Genomic DNA, 18,384 nt, shown 5'->3' on the forward strand with positions numbered 1-18,384 from the left:
ACCAGACGTTGGATGCGTGAAACGTGAGCTCGCTCTGCAGGGAGGCTTGTCGTCTCGACGGTTCTGTTTTCACGGAATGTGGTCGAAACCTGGCAGGGTAGGTTGCATGATTCCGCACGCTAGCCACGACATCCGCTCGAGCAGACTGGGCACGGTCGCTTTAGTCTTGTCCGTGGCGGGGGCCGTCGGATCTCTCGCCGCATCGGTCTTCACAGGTCTACATCTCGGGCCGCTCGAGGTGCGCTCGAACACCGGTCTGACCAACGAGGAACAGACTCTGCTGCTTACCGTGTTCATCGTCATGGGGTCGCAGCTGGCGTGGGTCGGTATGGCGTTGTGGGGTGCGATCCAGGGAATCATCGCAACGGTCCAGCGCCGTGGCCGAAGGAATGGCACCGTCGCTGTCGTGGTGGGTTTCGCGGCACCGCTGGCGTCCTTCGTTCTCTGGCTCGCTCTGGTGCTTGCGACGTCGCCGCTAGGTTAAGCGCGAGGCGCCGCTGGGTTGTGAAGGCTGTAGGTGCACTCGTTAACGCCGCGCCCATCCGGGCTGGGCGAGATGTCGGTGAGGTGCATGCCGATGCGTTCGCACAGCGCTCGTGACGGGCGGTTGTCTTCGTCGGTCTTCGCGATAACGCCATCGAATCCGAACTTCACGAACGCGGCCTGCACCAGTGCTTCAATTGCTTCCGTGGCATAACCGCGGCCGCCGTATTCGGGATTGAAGACGTAGCCGACCTCGGCGGTGGAGGCGGGCTCGTCAAGCCACACGAGGCCGACCTCGCCGACGACCTCACCGGATTCCTGTGTCTCCACGAGCAGGACGAGTTCGTCGCCAGGCGCGGCGAAGGGCGCCGACGCATACGTTTCGAGCTCGGTCAGTGTCTTCTCGCGTGACCACACGCCGGCGGAGAGATGCTCCGCCACGTCTTCGCGGGATCGATAAGCCAAAACGGCGTCGACATCGCTCGGCAGGCATCGACGCAAGTGGAGCCGTTTGGTCGTGATCACCGCATCAGGCTATACGGTTCCGTCCGTCCGATAGGGGATGCTGAACCGGACGCGGCGCGCGTGAAACAGGATGAGCGTCACCGCGCAGGGCCGCTGGATCCAGTTCCCTGCGCTGCAAAGCCGGCCGGTCTGGTCAGCTGGTGAATGGTGACGCGATGATTCCGCGCTCCGTCAGGTGGTCAAAAGTCGTTCCGACGGTTGATACCGGTTGCAGCTTCAGGCTGATGTGACTGCCCACGCGTCTTCGTAGGTTTGAGGCGCACCTCTTCGAGGAGCCGATCCCATCACCTGATTCACCGTTGAGGAAAATCACATGAATACAACGACCTTCATCCGTTCGCTGCTCGTTCCCGCTGTGGTGGTGCTCGCCGTGGGTGGGTTGTCTGGATGTGGCGTCGTGGAGGACGTCACGAGCGGCAGCGTGACGTCGACGGCCGACACGCGCGAGGCGTTGTCCGGCGAGATCCCGGCGTGGATCCCGGTCGACGCGACGGGCATCACGCGGGTCGACGGCACACGGGGGGATGCGGTGTCCATTCTCTTCCAGAGTTCAAGTGACCTCGACCCGAGCTCTTGTGTGGCGGTCCCTCGGGTGTCCGCTCCGACGGTGCAGGTTGAGGACGCACCTGACGTGTATGCCGAGGACCAGGTGTTCTCCTGCGGGGACTGGGCTGTCGTGCCGGCCACCGGTGGTTGGTATGGATGGACGCCCGCCACCGAGAGCACGGCGGCTCCCTCGCCGACGACGAAGGACTAGCGGGCCACGGACAACCTATACAGAGTTGCCATCAGCCTCAAGCGCTCAACTCTGGCCTGCGCCGCAGCGTCACATCTCGAGAAGGCTTGTGAGCCGCTGATCCCACGACGGGTCATCCGGATGCGCCCCCGACACGTTCCACAGCCGCATCGCTCCAAATCACGCTCCACCCCTCTCCTGCTAGTTTTCGAATATGCGTATTTGGTCGCGTCGTGCCCCCCTCTTCGTCGCCGTTGTGTTGGCAGCGACGACGTCCGGTCTTGCCGGGTGTGCCGGGTTGTTCGACCGGTACCCGAACGCCGAAAAGCCAGCGGATATGGCCGGCACCTGGACACACGAATCGGGCCGGCTCACGCTCAACGAAGACGGCACCTTCGAGATGACAGACATGCCGAGGTGGGTCACGCTGGGAGACACGAGCGCCACGGGCTTGGGATCGGTCAGCTGCACCGGAACGTGGTCGCTGAACGTGGAGGTGCAGAACTTTCACCTGTCGTCGATGGAGGCCGATTGCGGTGGCCACGGTTTTGCCACCGGACGGCAGGACGAGATGACGATCGCGTTCGGCATTAACGGCGGTTCCGGCGACCCCAGGTGCTACGAGCTCGTGCGTGACGGCTCAGATCTCACCCCGCGCGGCGTCGAAGACTGCATCCAATACAACTAGGGCTCTCTGCCCCAAACGGCGATTCGTTCGCCGCGGACGTTGACCGAGAAGGCAGTCCCCAGCCCTTACCGTTCCGCCCGTGGGCGACTGGCCACTTAGCGGAGACAAAAAATTTACGTGTCACACTCGGCCGGGTGATGAACCTCTCAACGGCATCGACGAGAGGCTGTAGGTGCTGACGAACGACCCGTTGGAAGATAAGTCGTCCTCGCAGCCTGTTTGACTGACATCTGTCCTGTCCTTCATGTGTGATCACGATGTAGGGACCAGCGATGAACCAACATGACATGTCCGACCTCAAGTCGGCGACCTGGCGTCCATGTTTGGGGGATGTCGGCCACAGGATCCGCGGCGCTTCCCGGGTTCCCGTAGATTGTGTCGCAATGGGGTTGAAGAGGTCGGGGAAGCGGGGACCGTGGTCAGGGCAAAGCGTAGCGGCGTAGTTGTAGCGTTTGCCGGCAGCATTGTGCTCGCGTTGACGGGGTGCTTTCCGGTGGTTAGTGTCTCGACGGCGGGCCCGGACAAGTTTCCGCGCAATGAATACGGAGTGTTGCATACGGGTCCCGAGCCGGCTGCTCGCAGCTATGAGGACGGTGTCGAGGTGTGGGACCTGACGGTGCCGCCGAGCGCCGAGGCGTTCGGCATTGAGGTCGCGTCGACGCCGAGCCATTCGCCCAGCGTGGGTGCCTACAGTGTGAGCTCCCCCGGCGGGCATCCGGTGCGATTGATCCTCCCCGAAGGTCGCAGCGTGGAAGTCATGGCCTCGCTTGTGACTTTCGATCTCACTGACAACACCGAGGCGATCACTTCCGCATCGGGCGAGGTCACCGTGCCAGAGGGGCGGCTCTTCACGCTTCAAGTCAATGTTGTGACCGGCGAAGGGGCGGAAAAAGGTCGCGAGTCCTACCGTGCTGTGCTCGAGCAGCTGGGTTTGCCCCTGGACAGCGTTCGCAAACTCGACGCGAAGATCACGGATGCGGCGAACGCTGATCCCATCGAGGACCCGATGCGTGAGGGTGTAGGGGAATCGGTTCCCGCGGCGGGCGGGTTCAGTCTCGGCGTTGATATCTCGTTCCCCCAATCGGTGAAGGAAATGCCGTTCGCGCTTCGTTTGACGGCCCTGTGGGACCCGGTGGCGATCCCTCAATCGTGAGCTCCCGCATGGCGTAGCTTCGTGGCATGTGCGGCGCCGGAGAAAGGCGCAGGTAGGTGGGACACCGCGCGCGTGAAAGGTGATGCGCGTGATGGGGTGGTCTCAGCTAAGCGGCGGACGCGCTTCGTTTGGCGCCCTGTGGATCCCCGGTGTCGATCCCCAGCGGGGACCATCATGATGACAAGGGCGATGGAGTTCGCCGCCGTCACGGTCAGGGCACTTCCCGGGGAGCCAGCCAAGCTCAATCAGTTTCTGTCACCGCGGCTGCGTGCCGCTCGCGCCACTGCCGGTTCAATTTAGGTGCAAGCAGCGAGACGGTGATGGTGCCGATGAGGCCAGGTGCGAGCAGCAGCAGAAACAGTGGCAAGTTTTCCATACGCTCCACGCTATGCGAGTGTGTCAGGGTGGACCTCCGGCCATGGGCGGGTTCACCTCCACCGGAAGGCGGAGCACACGATTCTGGTCGAGGCGCCGTCACTGCTCCGTCAAACTTCCCAGTCAGATCGGCATGTACGCGCCGCGAGGAGTGATGACAGTTCGCCATGCACCGTCATCTTTTTTCCAGGCGATCCCGATGATCGACTTTCAGGCGCCCTGTGTTTTCCCAGTCGCCTCTAATCCGGGTGAGCTGCCGAAAGGGCTCAGGCGGCGATGAGGCCTCGTTCAGCGCGGTCAGTGACGTAGGCGTTATCGGCTGTTGCCACTGGCTGGTGTTTCACACTTGAAGCGTCCGGTGAGGCATTGTCTACGAGACGGTCGCAAGCCGGTCGGCTTGGATGCAACGCAGATGAACACGGCATTACCATCGGAGGGTGTTCAACGTAGGTCGGCGCACCGCCGTAGAGGGTGCGTTCGCTCTCGCCGGCTACGAAGGGGCGATTCGAACGCTGCCCGTCACCAGCGAGGACGAACGCATATTCGTGCTTGGGCGAGACGACTTGGGACGGCTTCGCGACATCCGGACGCTGGAGCAGATCGTTGGCCAACTCCTCGGGCGCAAGGTCGCAATCATCGATGTGGGGCCCGATTCCCCTGCATCTGTCCCGTTCGTGTAGTGTCCGGTAGCCGATGCTTCACCCGACATTCAATGCGTAAAGCGTGATTGCGCACGGTAGCGTAGCTCGCGCCCCCGCTGATGAACGCCTAGGAAGGCGGCTCTGAGCCCGATCTGTTTTCGGTCACGCCGTCCATTTCGCGAAGCTTCTTCAACTTCGCCCAGGGGTAGATGGCGATCCAAACAATTGAGGCGATCGACGCGCCCATGATCATCGAGGGGATATCCATGGACCCCACGGTACTGCAGCGTTCTGACGGCTTGCATGTTCCGTCAGCACTGTCCGCGGCGCGCCGATCAGGTGGTGAGCGCGAACGTCCGATAGGGGATGCCCAATCGGACAGCTTGCCCGTGAAACACCACGCTCCGTGGCTACCCTGTATCAATGACGCGACTGCAGGCGACAAATACTGAATCTCTTATCCTTCGGCCGGTCTTAGAGGCGGACGCGGATGCGATCTGGCGAATCCACTCTGACCCCAAGACCAACAAATACAATCCGTCGGGTCCGATGGTCGATCCGCAACGCGCTCATGTGCAGGCCAGGGAGTGGGCAGCCGATTGGTCCTCGCACCAGATCGGTTACTGGGCTGTAGAGGAGCGGGCGCATCCAGGCCACGTTGTCGGTTTCGGAGGTATCCACATTGCCGAGTGGCGCGGCAGCCACGTCTACAACCTGTATTACCGCCTAGCGCCATCTGTCTGGGGTCGAGGGTACGCGACTCAGATCATAGACGCCGCGGTTGGAGAATGGCGGAAACTGAGCACGGATATCCCGTTGATCGCATACACAACCGCGGACAATCTGCCCTCACAACGCACCGCCGAGAAGGGCGGGCTGCGCCGTCACTTTGAATTGGATGCAGTTCACGACACGTACACCGATGTTGTCTTCGCGCTCGGGCTCGATTGAGCGCGCTTCGCGAGCAGATCTTCGGCGCGCGCGACCCACGGGGGTGTCCGATAGGGGATCGGTCACCGGACACCTTTCTCGCCGGTCGAGATCCGCATAACGGCGTGTCCGCATAACCCGTCCGATAATATGTTCTGGTTAGGTACCTCAAACAGAACACACAGGGGGTAGCCGTGCTGATCGGTTATGCGCGCGTTTCGACGGACGAACAGGACACCACGGCGCAGACGAACGCACTGCGCGCTCTTGGCGTCGACGCTGACCGGATCTACGTCGACCAGGGCCTCACCGGACGCAACCGGAACCGGCCGGCCCTGACCGCGGCGCTGTCGGCGTGCCGGAAAGGCGACACGTTCATCGTGACGAAGCTCGACCGGCTTGCCCGGTCAATGCCCGATGCTCGAGACATCGCCGACGAGCTGGCACGCGGGGGAGTGCGCCTCAGTGTCGGTGGCGAGATCTACGACCCCACCTCACCGACTGGCCGGCTGTTCTTCAACGTGTTGGCGATGATGGCTGAGTTCGAATCAGACCTTATCCGTGCGCGCACGCGAGAGGGTATGGCGGTCGCGAAGGCTAAAGGTCGGCTGCGGGGGCGAGCCCCAAAGCTGACAGCGCGACAGGAAGCGCATGCTCTCGCTTTGCTGGACGGTGGCGAACACACAATGAGCGAAGTAGCCGACATCTTTGGGGTGTCGCGAGGCACCCTGTATCGCGCCCGCGATCGTCGCGCAGCTCGCGGTGACACGACAGCTGAAGTTGTGCTGCCGCTTCCTCCTGAGATCTGACGCGGGTTAGTAGTCCGGACGTATCCAGTCAGTAATGGGCTTGAAGATCACCGATTCCGGGCGGGTCAGGGGAACATCTACCTGCACCTCGGTAAGGATCGTGATTTCGCCGAGCTTGACCATGCGGGTCGCTATGCCGTTACGCCGGTCGATGACCACGGTGGGTCGGAAGGTGGGGTCGTTCACGTGCTCGAATGTGATCAGCAAGGAATGTTCTCCGACGTTCTGCGTCAGCATCGGATAGAAGCTCGTTCTACCACCCCACATATGGAGGTTTCGAGGGTCGAGCATTTGCACCTCGGATGGCATTCCTCGCGGGTACTCGATCTCTGTCGCCGGGTCTGCTGTTTTGAGAATGCCATCTGAATAACTGAATCTCTCCCCGCCCGGTCTGTCTTGGAAGTAGTACCAGCTCTCATTCACGCGATCGAGTTCTGCGTAGAACTGGTGGTACGAGTTGGGGCTTTCCTGTCGGACGCCGTGAACCCGTAACGTCCGATAGGTCGGCAATGCAGCCACGTCTTGCAACACGTCTTCGGTGTCGGCGTGGGTGAGGAGTGTATCGAGTCTCATGGCTCCACTATGCCGTGGGGGAGGGAGCGGAAGGAGCCGAGCTGTCTCGTAACGGATGTTATGTACAGCGGGTTTCTCTGGCACTTGCGAGACATAGCTACAGGAATCTCGAGACCCGGTTTTGCGCGGTATTGGTAGGTGGCGTGAGGGAGTGGTGAGACGTCTCGCAACACTATGGTTACGAGACGCACAAGGAACATCCGCCTGCAACTGCGCACGTCGGTCGAGCGTTGCCATTTAAGCAAGAGCAAATGGCTCAGGATCGCAATTGCCGCTTGCTGCACTTTTGAGCGGTAGCGCGATGAGTTGCAATCGCGCGGCTCTCGCCATCGCTATTGGGTCGCCTGCGTCACGCATAAAAACAATTGGTCCCGTCAACCTCGTTGACGGGACCAATTTAAGAAGAAGCGGTTGAACGGCAAGCCTATTCAGGATGCGGTTAACGCGCTTTAGATCGTGGACCTTGCGGTACCTAAGAGATTACACGTGTTCTCTGTCATGATCAACCTGTGTGTTCCAGCCCAGATGCCCTCGCTGAGGTCGACGATGCCATAACGTCAGGCGCAGCCAATACAACAGCTAGCGCCGAAACTCAACGTATCCGCTACGTGACCGCACGACTTCGCGACTTCTTTGACTCGTCGACTCCGTGGCAGCGTCGGCTCTGGGACGCAGGGGCTGTCCTTGGACTGCGAGAGCTTCATGACGCCATTACGTGGTCCGATACTAAGGTCCTCAGCCATAGCGCCGCTAAGTGGCTGGCAGGCGACCTCGAACGGCTTCTTGGCCGCGACCGAGGCGTTGGTGACAAGACGCTACATTCGCAGCTACAACGGCTATTACGGGCACCCCTAGCCAATAGCAACGCCCACCACCGCGCCTTAGCCGAGATAACCGCCCTAATAGATTCTCAATATCTTGCGCGTTGGGCTGCTGCTGCCAGCGAGCACGATCGGCTACCGTCGCCCGAGCGCTTTGCTCGCGCTGTGGGGACGCATCTGCTCGATGCAGGATTTAGCTCGCAGTTCCTTCGCGACTGGGTAAACAGACTTTCACCCTCAACCCTGTCGGAGATAGCCGAAGCGGCTTGCGAACTCACCTCATCGCCGGCTCACGAGTATGAATTGCTGATTCCGATAGCACGTGTTCAAGACTTAGATGGCAACCTTAAAACTAGCCAAGATTGGTTACCCGCTCGTGAAACAGTCTCCTGGTTTCGCGCCCACGGCGTTTCCTCTGAACAGCGACATAATGGCGGTTTTAGGTACGTGATCTCAGCGCGAGATGCTTACGCTGCGGCCGACTTAGGTCGAGAGACTATAGATCGCATGCGTGCCCGTGCGACATATAGTCGCAAAAATGCTCGTCTTGAACCCAATGGAGAGCTCTGGGTTGGAGGACTCAACCGTCCTGTGCCGCTGACGCGACCCTCACGAGGGGCCTTCGTTCTATCGCTCGTGTCGGAGAAACTTCTATATGCCGTCGGTCACAGGTCTGCGCTTGATAACGCTCTGGAAGTCGCCTCATCGCTCAACGAGGGACCTCCCGCCGCCGCTATCTCGGGGAGCTGGTCTGCGGTAGAGTCCTTGCTGCTCGCGCCAGCAGACGAAGCGGAAGGGGGGCGAGGTGCCCTCGCAGCCGATCGTATGGCCTCCTTGATCACTTGCTCCTGGCCGCGCGCTGACCTAACTGCGCTGTCGTACCGACACAAGCCTCCATCCTCGGATCGACTCACTGTTGAGTTAAACGGCGCGGATACCAACCGAGACAGGGCGGAAACGGTCTTGAAGTGGATGAAAGGCGGGAACGCTCTCAATTTGGAATCTGCCAGCGACGTTGCAGCCGCAGCTCGAATGTCGCAACTTGTGTCGGCTCCTCGCCGAACACTTGGAGATATCCAGAAACATATGGTCACGGCGATGCGGCGCGTCTACAGGCATCGGAACCTTGTTGTGCATGGCGGCGCGGTGAACGTAGACACGCTGCCAATGACCCTACGCACCGCAGCTCCACTGATTGGCGCCGGGTTAGATCGCGTAACTCATGCAGCCCTAGTGGATGGCACGCATCCAGTAGACCTAGCAGTGCGTGCAGACCTCAGGCTGAGTCTTCTCGACACGTCGGCTGGCCGCTCGCTTGTCGATTTACTTGAGTAGCTTCGGCCCGATTCAGTCATTCGTCCGCGACCACTCCCTTCCTACTTCGACCGACCGACCGGACGCGATCATGTCGGGCTGTTGACGTAGGCGGAGGATTCCGCATTGTGGGACTACTCAGGGACACGAGTCCCGGAGTCAGCTTGCGGCTCGGGAGCACCAGTGTTCAGGAGGTCGCGTAAGAGCTTGAGGCTCGCAAGAACTTCGTCGAACGTCACAACGCTTACGACGCGCGAGTTCCCCCGGAAAAGCTCGAACGATTTCACCTTGTCGGGTTGGTCTTCCGACGGAAGCTGACCCGCAATCACGAAACAACCGATGGAGTATGCCTCAAGGTCACGCTCTTGCGAATCCATCTTGATATTGGCGAAATGCAACTTGAGCTGATGAGCCTGATCTAGGACTTGAGTCACAGCTTCGGACAGCTCGGTGGAAATGCCGAAGACTCCATCGCGGTATGCGTTCGACTTCACTAGCTTTGTCTTCGGCGTCTTGATCTCGACAAGGGCTACGTTCGCCGTAAGCGGGTTCTTGACCAAATAGTCCGCGATCTTGTTCCCGGATCCGCGAAGTTTTGTCCCTCCGACGGACGCCTTCGACACCACGTTGACAACTGGCGAGCCGAAGACTTGCTGTAGCGCGAATGCGTTCGATTCGAAAAAATCTTGCCAGTGCTCTTCGTTGTACTGCTTTTCAATGTCGTGCTCGAAGTGTTCAATGAGCCGGTCCAAATTCACGAGTTCAAGGTCGCGTTGCAGGGCGATGACGCTATCCGGAGCTACTTCCGAGGCTGTCCGCGCTCGAGCCGACATCGCGGACATGAGATCGCGTTGGTCTTCTTCTGTCAGGACCTCTTCGCCGTTGGCCGCGCTGGCTAATAGCTTGCTCATCGCATGACGCCCCAGGATCGGTGTGGTGTGGTCGATACCAAGTGTGTCGGCGAGCTCATTATTGACGAAAGAGTCCTTGATACGGCTTGCGGCGACGTTGGCGCGGCTGTTGATTCGAACGATTTCTGACCAGATGTCGCGCCATCGCTCTAGTCCGATACGGAACAGATTCCCCTCAAGCTTCATGTCTGATCCGCTCTCAAATCTCACCTCTGTGCACCCCGTGTGTTCTTCTAGGAGATGCACAAGTCGATTGCAGTCCCTGAGCCACCCAAGGCCATACTGCGGGTCCTTCACGAACCCTGCGGGCATCAAATCGAGAAAGTCGTAAACGTCGAAGGTGTCAGGCCCGTAGAGGGCCGGTGAGTCTGCTTCCTCGAACGGATCACTAACTTCTCCGTCCCCGGAATACTCGAACGAGATCCGCGCAAGCTGCGCATACTTAGGCTGAAAGAAACGCTCACTCCCCTCGAGGGTGTTTAGGGGACTGATCGTCACCGTGCCGTCGGCGAGGGACCGCTCAATCAACACATGTCGGGCCGATGCATCCACGCGCCCATCGGAGGCCAGCGCCACTCGTTCTAGCGGGAAGGCAAGGTACTGGAACTGCCCTTGTGGGCCGGTAGCCTCCGAGAGCTGAAGTCGGTCATCCGAGTTGTTACCAAAGCGCGCCATGATTTTCTCCGTATAGGTGGTCCTGTTCAAAGTACCGGGTGCGATCTCCTAAGCAGTCGCAACCACGACCGATCAAGTGGCGGGAATCGAATAGCGCGAGTCTCCATCAGGCCCGGGCGCTTCACGTAATGCGTCAGTGGCTGTCAGCCACACATTGCGTGCAGGGTGGTTGTAAGGGCAGCTGCGCAACAGTGCAGGACAAAGTGCCGTTGAGGGCGCGACTAACAAGCACTCGCGTGGCACTCCCCGAGCGTTCCAGTGCCTCGTAACCTACCTGCCTCGGAAGCCATGGGTTGTGGGAATTGTGGGCTCGAGTTTTCGAGCGCGCTCTCGAGGGTTGCCGACACGCATCGTCAAGTATGTGAAGGTAACATTCGACTGCCCCCCGGCTTGTCTCCAAGCGCCTTCGGCGTTGTCGATCTGTCGTAGACAAAATGCGGATCGGGATGGAACCGATGGTCCTCGTGCTCTCAGTGGCCGCGACCTCTCGCAGACTTGATAGTTCCGACGACTAGCATCACAGCCCCGGCGAACACTCCCGAGCCGGAGATGATCGCCGAGTCCGGTTTCATCGCCAAGAACAAGCCAAATACAACGAGGAACACTATTCCACTAACGATGAGTACGATGGCATTCGATTTTTTCATTCGAGCTCCCGAGCGGCCAAGGATGCCGGCCACGCCCCATACTAGGCCGACCCCTGCGCCCACCGCGTTAGCGAGATCGGGGGAGACTGTGTCGACTGCAGCCCCTGAGCGGGCGTCGTGCCGCCCGCGATGGTCTGCCTCACAATCTCGGGAACACCCTGCCCGTTTGAGCTGGTTGAGGGTGCTACTGCGAAATTTCTGGCGGGACGCGGAGTCGATCTGTCGTCCTAACAACCAAGCCTGGAAGAAACGGCGCTATGAGGTAACTTCAGTCGCCTCGTAGCGCCGTAGCTTTTTCACTTTTGCTTCGACCAGGTGCTCGGCCTATTGCGGACAGCGAGTGTTCCGGAAAGGATCGACCCAGCGATAGCAAGACAGATCAGAGAGATGATCACCGCGTCGCTACCGTGTCGATTGAGCTGGATCACCATTCCGATACCGAGAACCCCGGTAAGCGCGCCAGTGAAGAGGGAGAAAGAGAAGAGCTGCTTTTGAGTCATTTGACCCTCACTATGGTTCGTAATTAGGTGTCAAGCGCGTCACGCCGGGTCCAGGCGCCGTTTGCAGCGAAGTATCAGCGGGGCCCAAACTTCACGATCGCACCATTGTTGATGCGGTTGCCGTTACTGAATTCGTATGGGTTCTGCTTGCAGTGGTCGCTGGTGCCGTCCGTGATAACGGTGTGTCTAGGCGAAGAGAGCGGCGCCGATCAATCCGATCAAGTGATGTCTCAGTTAGAAGGGGGGGCGAGGGACAGATCTTTTTGAATGAAGAGCTAATCCGATTCCTCCAGTAATGGCAGCGATAACCCCGGTTACCGAAATCGTGATACCGGGGATCCACGTCTCGATGTAACCAGTTACCTGACCCACAACACGGAATGCAAACCACCAAGTACCAATCCCAAGCCCCAGGATCCCCACAACTCGAAAAAGTGGCGATGTTTAGTCTTCTTAGTGACCATGGGATTCCCTTCAATGAGCACCCACGGGCCCGAACAATTGCGTCAGCAGCTACGCCTGCGACTAAATTACTACGAGCTCCGAGCCTCATCACAGTGCTGTGAATACTCCAACCGCGTGAGCGCGTGAAGCTTCAGTCGCGGCGGATCCGTTATCGCGAAACTAAGAACCCGCGATCACCCACGCTGCGACAGACAGCGCCGAACCCGACACCGCAGCGAGTATCAGTGTCAAGACCCAGTCGCGCCGTGAGAGACGTTTCTTTTCCGATCCGAGGGATGCTGCCCAATAGGCGAAGAGTGCGGCGCTGGTTAGCCCGAGTATGGCGAGAATGGTCGTGGCGAGAGGCGGGCTCTCGCCAGCATTGGTAATGCTGAAGAATTGCACAGCGGAGAGAACCCCCATCGTCGCAAAAATTATCGCTCCGGCGGCGAGCCCGATTCTTGGTTGTCCTACGGATGTGCTCGAAGCCATAAGATCTTCTCCTTTATCTTCAGCAGTACCAGCTGGCAACGGTTAGGCCGGCCGTGAAAACAGTTCCGGCGATCGCCGCTACAGCAGCTCCGGCCCCGGCGGGAGCAAGTAGCCCTGCAGCGGTCCAGGAAGCTCCGACGAGGGTGGTTACGACCGACATGCCAACCGTGCAGCTATTCGGAGCGAGTCCGGTGGGGTCAGTCTCATTGATGGGATCTGACCCAGCGTAAGCGTAACGGTTCCCATTTATCGGATCGAGGGGTGCGTCCAGAGTGTCTCTCTGCGTCCAGGAACCCGTTGCGGCTATGTACCAGCGGAATTCGAACTTCACGATCGCGCCGTTATCGGTGCGGTTGCCGCTTTTGAACCCGTAGGGGTTTTGCTTCCAGTGGTCGCTGGTGTCGCCCGAGGTTACGGTCTGTGCTCCGTACGGTGCGTAGAACACGCAGTACGCAGTGCTACCGGCGTCGGTGAGTGACCCGACCTGGTTACCGATCCCGTCTACTAGGAACATCCCCATCGAGCCGCCGCCAGTGGTGAGGCCGAGCGCCTGGCCGGTGCGGGGGTCCGAGGTGACGTAGGACGTTGCGCCACCCGCAACCGTCTGCTTCACGCTCGTCGGCCTCACGGTCACCACGTGGCGCCCGCGCATCGTCGTGCCGATCGTGTTGGTCGCCTTCGCCGCGCTGTCGGGGTATTACGCCTTCACGATCATGTACACGCCGTTCCACGTCACCGCATAGCGAGTTAGACGCCCAATCGGCCTTGACATGATCGATATTCTCGGTGTCTCGTAACTTATCTGTCTTGAAACCCATGGGTGAAGAGACAGCCAAGCTCGGTATGACACTTCCAGCAAGAACCAGGCTAGTCCTGGCGGTCGGACGCGCCCCAGGCGCGAAAGCGAAAAATCCAACCGAGCATGAAAACTAGGATTCCTGCAATCCGCGCAGCCCAACAGAGCGGTTCCGGGACGTCGCTAGCAGTCAGAATTATGGACAAGATTATTGCGGCCAAACCGAATGACCAGAAGATCCAAGAGAGCATCCGGAAGGTGTGAAGGCTCGGGTCCTTCCGTCTCGGTGCTGCTAAGTCTCGTTCCGTATGAGACATGAATCTGCCTTCCATTGGTGGGCGCTGGAAATGGGGGTGGCTTGGTTACAAGTCGCCATAGACTGCATCTCCAGTCTTGTTTCCAAGGTAGTCCGCCCCAATACCGACAGCGATACCTCCCAGAGCGCAGCCAATACCGATGCTTCCTACGCAGAGACCCGCCACCGCGAATCCGCCCAGGGTTCCAAGAGCGAGCGTTGCTGCTGCTGACACAGTCTGTTTACCAGTCTCACGCCAGTTGATCGCTCGTCCTGTTGGGTCGCTGTTGTTTATCGGATCGGCGCCTGCGAAGGAGTATCGATTCGCGTTTTTCGGATCCAGAGGAACGTCAAGCGTGTCTTGCTGAGTCCATGATCCAGATACCGGCAGGTACCACCGCATGCCGAACTTGACGACCGTCCCGTTGTTGGTGCGATTGCCGCTCTTGAACCCGTAGGGGTTCTGTTTCCAGTGGTCGCTGGTGTCACCTGAGGTGACGGTCTGTGCTCCGTAGGGTGCGTAGAACACGCGGTATGCCGTGCTACCGGCGTCGGTGAGTGATCCGACCTGGTTGCCGATCCCGTCGACGAGGAACATCCCCATTGAGCTGGCGCCAGTGGTGAGGCCGAGGGCTTGGCCGGTGCGAGGGTCCGAGGTGACGTAGGACGTTGCACCGCCTGTGATCGTCTGTTTCACGATCGTGGGAACACCCTGCCCGTCGGCTTTCCCGTAGGTGTACGAGTAGCTTGCTCCGCCGACGGTCGCTTCGCTAAGGAGCTGGTTCTGGTCGGCGCCGGCGTAGGTGTAGTTCGTCGTGACGCCGTCCTTCGTGGAAGCGGTCATCTGTTGAGCGCCGTTGTAGCTGTAGGTGGCGCCGGGGGAGGCGGTGAGGTTTCCGGCGCCGTCGTAGACGTAGCCGGCGTTGGTGATCTGGCTGGCCGCGTTGAACGTCAGGTTCTGCGAGGACGGGTTGGCGCCGGTGATGGCTTCGCCGGTTCGGTTGCCGTTCTTGTCGTAGGAGTACGTCCAGGTGCTGTTCACGGCACCGCCTGTCTGGGTGGCGGAGGTGAGGCGGCCGTCGGTGTATCCGTAGGCGGTGACCTGGCCGGTGAGGTTGTCGCGTGACCACTGCAACGTGTCGCGGTCAGATGTTGCCGACGCGGTGCAGGTGGGCGCGGTGGTGCCGGCCTGGTAGCAGTAGCTGGTGTCGAAGGTGACGGTGTTGCTGCTGTTGCCGGTTCCGGTCCACGCCTTCACCGCGGTGACCCGGTTCGAGCCGTCGTACGTGGTGTTCGTGCGAGCAGCCCACGTGCTGTGGTCGGCGTTGGAGGCGAGCCATGTGTCGGTGCGGCGGCCCTTATCGTCGTTCGCGTAGACCAGGTTTGCCGTGCCGGCACCCTTCGGGTAGCTGGTGCTCGTGGGCACGTTTGCGGCGTCGTACGTGTGGGTGGTGGTGCCGGCCCCGGTGGTGACCGTTTTCACGTTCGACGCTTTGTCGTAGCCGTACCCGGTGGTCCCGCCGCCGGCCGTGTTCACGGTCGAGATGAGGCGGTTCTGCTGGTCGTAGGTGTTCGTGATCGTGCCGGTGGCTGACGCGACGGTCTTCTGGTTTCCGTTGGCGTCGTACGTGTTCGTGACCGTCGGGGTGCCGTCGGAGAACGACGTCGTCAGAAGGCGGTCAGCATTGTCGTACGTGAATGAGGTTGTGCCGCCGCGACCATCGGTCTGAGAAGCGACTCGGCCGAATGCGTCATACGTGTATGTCTTCACGCCGAGGCTCGTGCCAGACGGCGGCGTGATCGTCGACAGCTGCTTGTTGGCGTCGTACGCGTAGGTGGTGGGGTTGCCCGTGTTCGCGGGTGCCGTCGCCGTCTTGATGGTTCCGTCAGCGTTGTAGGCGAGGTTCGCTGTGGCGGCCTGCGCACCGGACCCGGTGGTCGTCGACATCTGGTTGCCGACACCGTCGTACCCGTAGGTCGTGGTGTTGTTCGACGAGTCGGTCGACGTCGCCGGCAGATACGCGGTGGATGCCGTCGAGCCATAGGTGGCCGATGATGCAGCTCCGGTGCCGGACTGCACCTTCGTGAGCGACTGGCCGCCATTGGCGCCGTAGGTTCCCGTCGACGTCGACGCCGAGGATCCTTCACCGGTCGCCTTCGATGCCACACCGTTGTTGGCCGCGTTATACGTCGCGGACTGCACGCGGCCCGCGGGGTCGACAGCTTTGGTGACCAGGTTCGTCGTGGAGTCCAACGTGTAGGTGGTGTGCGGTGCTGCGGCTACGGTTGCGGTCTGGTCGGTGTTCGCGTCGGCAACCAGGGTCTCGGTGGCGGAGGTGTAAGCCAGCCGGGTGGTGGCTGCACCAGGCGACCCAGTCGTCGTGTTCGCCTGCGAGATGCGAGTCACTCGGCTCGATGAGTCATACGTCACCGATGTCACTCCGCCACCGGGTGCGGTGATGGAGGTGAGGTTGGTTCCCTGATATCCGAACGTGGTCGTGCCGCCGAGGGCATCTCGGTAGGTGACGATGTTTCCGTCAGCGTTCTTCGTGTAGGCGATGTTGCGGCTCGAGCTGCCGCTGGTCTGGGTAAACGTCTGCGTGTTGTCGGCGTAGGAAGCGGTCACGGTGCGGGCTGCGGCGGTGCCCGCGGTGCTGACGATGGTCTTGAAGTCGACGCCCTGGCGGTTCAGGAATGTGGTGTTCTTGTTACGGTCCTCAATCGAGATCGGGTTCCCGTTGAGGTCAAAGTGGATGATCTGTCGCGACGCCCAGCCCGTGAGGGTGTAGTCGGTATTCGTGCGGGCCAAGGTCTGCTGGAGGCCCGCAGGGGTGGTGAAGGAACCGGCCGCGGTCCCCGGTTTGAACTGCCAGGTGGCGCCATCGGCCGAGGTGTAGACGACACCCTGCGCATTAGAAGACAGAGAGCCGGCTGCACTGAGCGCGTAGGTCCACTTGTTCGCGTCGCCGGTCATCGACGATGCCGCCTGCCATCCGCGAGAGTTGTAGGACGCGCCAATCGGAGCGGTCGAGGTCACGCCAGGCAGGGAGACGCCGACGGTCGAGAGCATCAGGTTTCCCGTCGCAACGTCGACCTGGATGCTGGTCTGATCGGAGACGCCGAACGACAGGTTCGTAGCCGATGGACGGGACCCGGTGAGGTTCGTTGACGCGGGCCCGGCTGGGAGGCTCGAGAACCACCCCTGCACATTCACCACGAGACCCATCGTTCCGGGAGAAGTGTTCTTGATTTTGATTGCACCGTCAGGGCCGAGTTCGACAACGGTGAACGCGGTCATGGGCGTATTCGCTGAGAACGCCTGCTGCGTCAGCCCGGGCGCCGAGTCCGACGCAAATGCTTCCTCGTGACCGGCGGCAGTCGGGTAAAGCTCCAAGTTCACGGCAACAGATGAGATGCCGGAGCTCTTCGCCGGAACCCCGTTAACCCCTGTGACCTGGATCGTGCGCGTTTCCATCGCTGCGAGTGGGGTCGACGTGGAACGTGTATCAGCGACGACTGACTGTGCGGGCGTGAACATGCCCGCGTTCGCGGTACCGCTCGCGGCGGTGTAGTAACCCTGGACGGAAACCGCGAGCTTCACAGAGCCGCGGGGGCCCATTGCGATGGTCACGTTTCCGTTCGAGTAGTCGGGGAGGTCGACGACCGTTGTCCACACATAGTTCTTGCCCGCGGGCCAGTTGAATTGTGCACCGTGGAAAGATGCTGGTGGGTTCGCAGGCGTGATGCCGAGCCAGCCGTTAGCGGTGGAGTCATCGGCAAACGCGACGACATTCAACAGAACCGAGGACGCGTTCGACGGGATGAGCCCGCCCTTACCAACTCCGAAAGTGACCTTTTGTCCCGGAAGGTAGGAGACAGTGTCGGGGATTGTGTTCAGCCGGGTGGGGGTTATCGGCACATAACCGCCGGCAGCAGTGTTTCCCGCGGTGTAGTACCCCTGAACGTCCACGATCACGTCAGTCACAGACGTGGCCATGAGCTGGACTGCGCCGTCTGCCCCTACAGGCAGGACGAGTGTGTTCGTCGCTGCGACATTCGCGTAAATCACCTGCGGATTGTCAGTGCTCGGGGAGGAGACGCCACTCTTGGCCGTGTAAAGCTTGCCCGCACTGGTCTGGTTGACCGCTGAAAGCGAAACCTGAACGGCCGATACGCCTGAAGTTGGCAAGTTCGCTTGACCAAGTAGTGGGACAGTGCGCCACTGATTTGGTACCAGTTTCGTGTTGCCCGGGTTGGCGCTCGAATACGCCCGGCCTTGCTGCGGCACGAATAATCCGCCGCCTCCGGTAGCTGCGGTATCAGCTCGAGCTGGGGACGCATGAACAGTTAGCCCTGTTGCAATAAGAGCGACGAGCGCCAGCATTGCCAGAACGGTGAGCCAGGTTTTGCGCAACACAAACACCGGTACGAACATGAATGATTCCCCCCAGCGCACACCATCGAGCGCGCGCAGAAAATGCTCCAAACCGAGCAATAGCCCACGCAAATAGCGGGCCCTACGCTCAAGTTATCGATTTGTTGCTACCTCCGCGCACCCCCGTTCAGGGGTAGTTTC

General features: G+C 60.4%; 16 protein-coding genes. 7 read left to right on the forward strand and 9 right to left on the reverse strand.

Going from position 1 to position 18,384, the window contains the following annotated elements; genetic code table 11:
- Positions 1-106 precede the first annotated feature (106 nt).
- On the forward strand, positions 107-484 hold the full coding sequence (locus tag ALI44B_RS00670; RefSeq protein WP_077052875.1) for a hypothetical protein: 378 nt from the start codon (positions 107-109) through the stop codon (positions 482-484).
- Here ALI44B_RS00670 and ALI44B_RS00675 read toward each other — a convergent pair.
- A complete protein-coding gene (locus tag ALI44B_RS00675) occupies positions 481-1,008 on the reverse strand; it encodes a GNAT family N-acetyltransferase (protein ID WP_077052876.1) in 528 nt (175 codons plus the stop codon). The two genes, ALI44B_RS00670 and ALI44B_RS00675, sit on opposite strands and share 4 nt — an antisense overlap.
- A gap of 313 nt (positions 1,009-1,321) precedes the next feature.
- Here ALI44B_RS00675 and ALI44B_RS00680 point away from each other — a divergent pair, with 313 nt between their 5' ends.
- The 3 genes from ALI44B_RS00680 to ALI44B_RS00690 all read left to right on the forward strand — a co-directional run bounded on the left by ALI44B_RS00680 (position 1,322) and on the right by ALI44B_RS00690 (position 3,585).
- Positions 1,322-1,765 (forward strand): hypothetical protein, encoded by a 444-nt coding sequence (locus ALI44B_RS00680; RefSeq protein WP_077052877.1) that lies wholly within the window; start codon positions 1,322-1,324, stop codon positions 1,763-1,765.
- Positions 1,766-2,081: 316 nt separating this feature from the next.
- A complete protein-coding gene (locus ALI44B_RS00685; RefSeq protein ID WP_077052878.1) occupies positions 2,082-2,432 on the forward strand; it encodes a hypothetical protein in 351 nt (116 codons plus the stop codon).
- 415 nt (positions 2,433-2,847) lie between these two features.
- A complete protein-coding gene (locus tag ALI44B_RS00690) occupies positions 2,848-3,585 on the forward strand; it encodes a hypothetical protein (protein WP_143458860.1) in 738 nt (245 codons plus the stop codon).
- A gap of 241 nt (positions 3,586-3,826) precedes the next feature.
- On the opposite strand, the gene ALI44B_RS16500 is transcribed toward ALI44B_RS00690, so the two are convergent.
- Positions 3,827-3,961, reverse strand: a complete 135-nt coding sequence (locus ALI44B_RS16500; protein ID WP_286140721.1) for a hypothetical protein — start codon at positions 3,959-3,961, stop codon at positions 3,827-3,829.
- 436 nt (positions 3,962-4,397) lie between these two features.
- Between ALI44B_RS16500 and ALI44B_RS00695 the strand changes: the two genes are divergently transcribed.
- The gene (locus tag ALI44B_RS00695) at positions 4,398-4,640 is read left to right on the forward strand and encodes a hypothetical protein (protein WP_077052880.1); all 243 of its coding nucleotides are present in this window, start codon (positions 4,398-4,400) and stop codon (positions 4,638-4,640) included.
- A gap of 88 nt (positions 4,641-4,728) precedes the next feature.
- On the opposite strand, the gene ALI44B_RS16035 is transcribed toward ALI44B_RS00695, so the two are convergent.
- On the reverse strand, positions 4,729-4,869 hold the full coding sequence (locus ALI44B_RS16035; protein ID WP_179100178.1) for a hypothetical protein: 141 nt from the start codon (positions 4,867-4,869) through the stop codon (positions 4,729-4,731).
- Positions 4,870-5,024: 155 nt separating this feature from the next.
- On the opposite strand from ALI44B_RS16035, the gene ALI44B_RS00700 reads away from it, so the two are divergent.
- Together ALI44B_RS00700 and ALI44B_RS00705 are read left to right on the forward strand one after the other, a co-directional pair.
- Entirely contained in the window at positions 5,025-5,552 is a 528-nt protein-coding gene (locus ALI44B_RS00700) for a GNAT family N-acetyltransferase (RefSeq protein WP_077052881.1), read from the forward strand.
- 173 nt (positions 5,553-5,725) lie between these two features.
- A complete protein-coding gene (locus ALI44B_RS00705) occupies positions 5,726-6,340 on the forward strand; it encodes a recombinase family protein (protein ID WP_238591941.1) in 615 nt (204 codons plus the stop codon).
- A gap of 6 nt (positions 6,341-6,346) precedes the next feature.
- Here the strand turns inward: ALI44B_RS00705 and ALI44B_RS00710 are convergent, their stop codons facing one another.
- From ALI44B_RS00710 to ALI44B_RS00740, 6 genes are all read right to left on the reverse strand, one after another.
- Positions 6,347-6,913 (reverse strand): hypothetical protein, encoded by a 567-nt coding sequence (locus ALI44B_RS00710; protein WP_077052883.1) that lies wholly within the window; start codon positions 6,911-6,913, stop codon positions 6,347-6,349.
- A 2,269-nt stretch (positions 6,914-9,182) separates the two neighbouring features.
- A complete protein-coding gene (locus ALI44B_RS00720; RefSeq protein ID WP_077052885.1) occupies positions 9,183-10,634 on the reverse strand; it encodes a Shedu immune nuclease family protein in 1,452 nt (483 codons plus the stop codon).
- 943 nt (positions 10,635-11,577) lie between these two features.
- Positions 11,578-11,781 (reverse strand): hypothetical protein, encoded by a 204-nt coding sequence (locus tag ALI44B_RS00725; protein WP_077052886.1) that lies wholly within the window; start codon positions 11,779-11,781, stop codon positions 11,578-11,580.
- 624 nt (positions 11,782-12,405) lie between these two features.
- On the reverse strand, positions 12,406-12,717 hold the full coding sequence (locus tag ALI44B_RS16040) for a hypothetical protein (RefSeq protein ID WP_179100179.1): 312 nt from the start codon (positions 12,715-12,717) through the stop codon (positions 12,406-12,408).
- 19 nt (positions 12,718-12,736) lie between these two features.
- Positions 12,737-13,330: an RHS repeat-associated core domain-containing protein gene (locus tag ALI44B_RS00730; protein ID WP_179100180.1), complete on the reverse strand. Its 594-nt coding sequence runs from the start codon at positions 13,328-13,330 to the stop codon at positions 12,737-12,739.
- Positions 13,331-13,875: 545 nt separating this feature from the next.
- Positions 13,876-18,303 carry a beta strand repeat-containing protein gene (locus tag ALI44B_RS00740; protein WP_083709357.1) on the reverse strand — a complete coding sequence of 1,476 codons (4,428 nt, stop codon included), beginning with the start codon at positions 18,301-18,303 and terminating at the stop codon, positions 13,876-13,878.
- Between the last annotated feature and the right edge of the window lie 81 nt (positions 18,304-18,384).

It is taken from the genome of Leifsonia sp. ALI-44-B (assembly GCF_001984125.1).
Lineage (GTDB): Bacteria > Actinomycetota > Actinomycetes > Actinomycetales > Microbacteriaceae > Okibacterium.

What these genes read in the sequence shown, in the direction of transcription:
- ALI44B_RS00710 (WP_077052883.1), bottom strand. Translation starts at nt 6,913, where the DNA reads ATGAGACTCGATACACTCCTCACCCACGCCGACACCGAAGACGTGTTG.
- ALI44B_RS16500 (WP_286140721.1), bottom strand. Translation starts at nt 3,961, where the DNA reads ATGGAAAACTTGCCACTGTTTCTGCTGCTGCTCGCACCTGGCCTCATC.
- ALI44B_RS00720 (WP_077052885.1), bottom strand. Translation starts at nt 10,634, where the DNA reads ATGGCGCGCTTTGGTAACAACTCGGATGACCGACTTCAGCTCTCGGAG.
- ALI44B_RS00670 (WP_077052875.1), top strand. Translation starts at nt 107, where the DNA reads ATGATTCCGCACGCTAGCCACGACATCCGCTCGAGCAGACTGGGCACG.
- ALI44B_RS16035 (WP_179100178.1), bottom strand. Translation starts at nt 4,869, where the DNA reads ATGGATATCCCCTCGATGATCATGGGCGCGTCGATCGCCTCAATTGTT.
- ALI44B_RS00685 (WP_077052878.1), top strand. Translation starts at nt 2,082, where the DNA reads ATGGCCGGCACCTGGACACACGAATCGGGCCGGCTCACGCTCAACGAA.
- ALI44B_RS00725 (WP_077052886.1), bottom strand. Translation starts at nt 11,781, where the DNA reads ATGACTCAAAAGCAGCTCTTCTCTTTCTCCCTCTTCACTGGCGCGCTT.
- ALI44B_RS00680 (WP_077052877.1), top strand. Translation starts at nt 1,322, where the DNA reads ATGAATACAACGACCTTCATCCGTTCGCTGCTCGTTCCCGCTGTGGTG.
- ALI44B_RS00700 (WP_077052881.1), top strand. Translation starts at nt 5,025, where the DNA reads ATGACGCGACTGCAGGCGACAAATACTGAATCTCTTATCCTTCGGCCG.
- ALI44B_RS16040 (WP_179100179.1), bottom strand. Translation starts at nt 12,717, where the DNA reads ATGGCTTCGAGCACATCCGTAGGACAACCAAGAATCGGGCTCGCCGCC.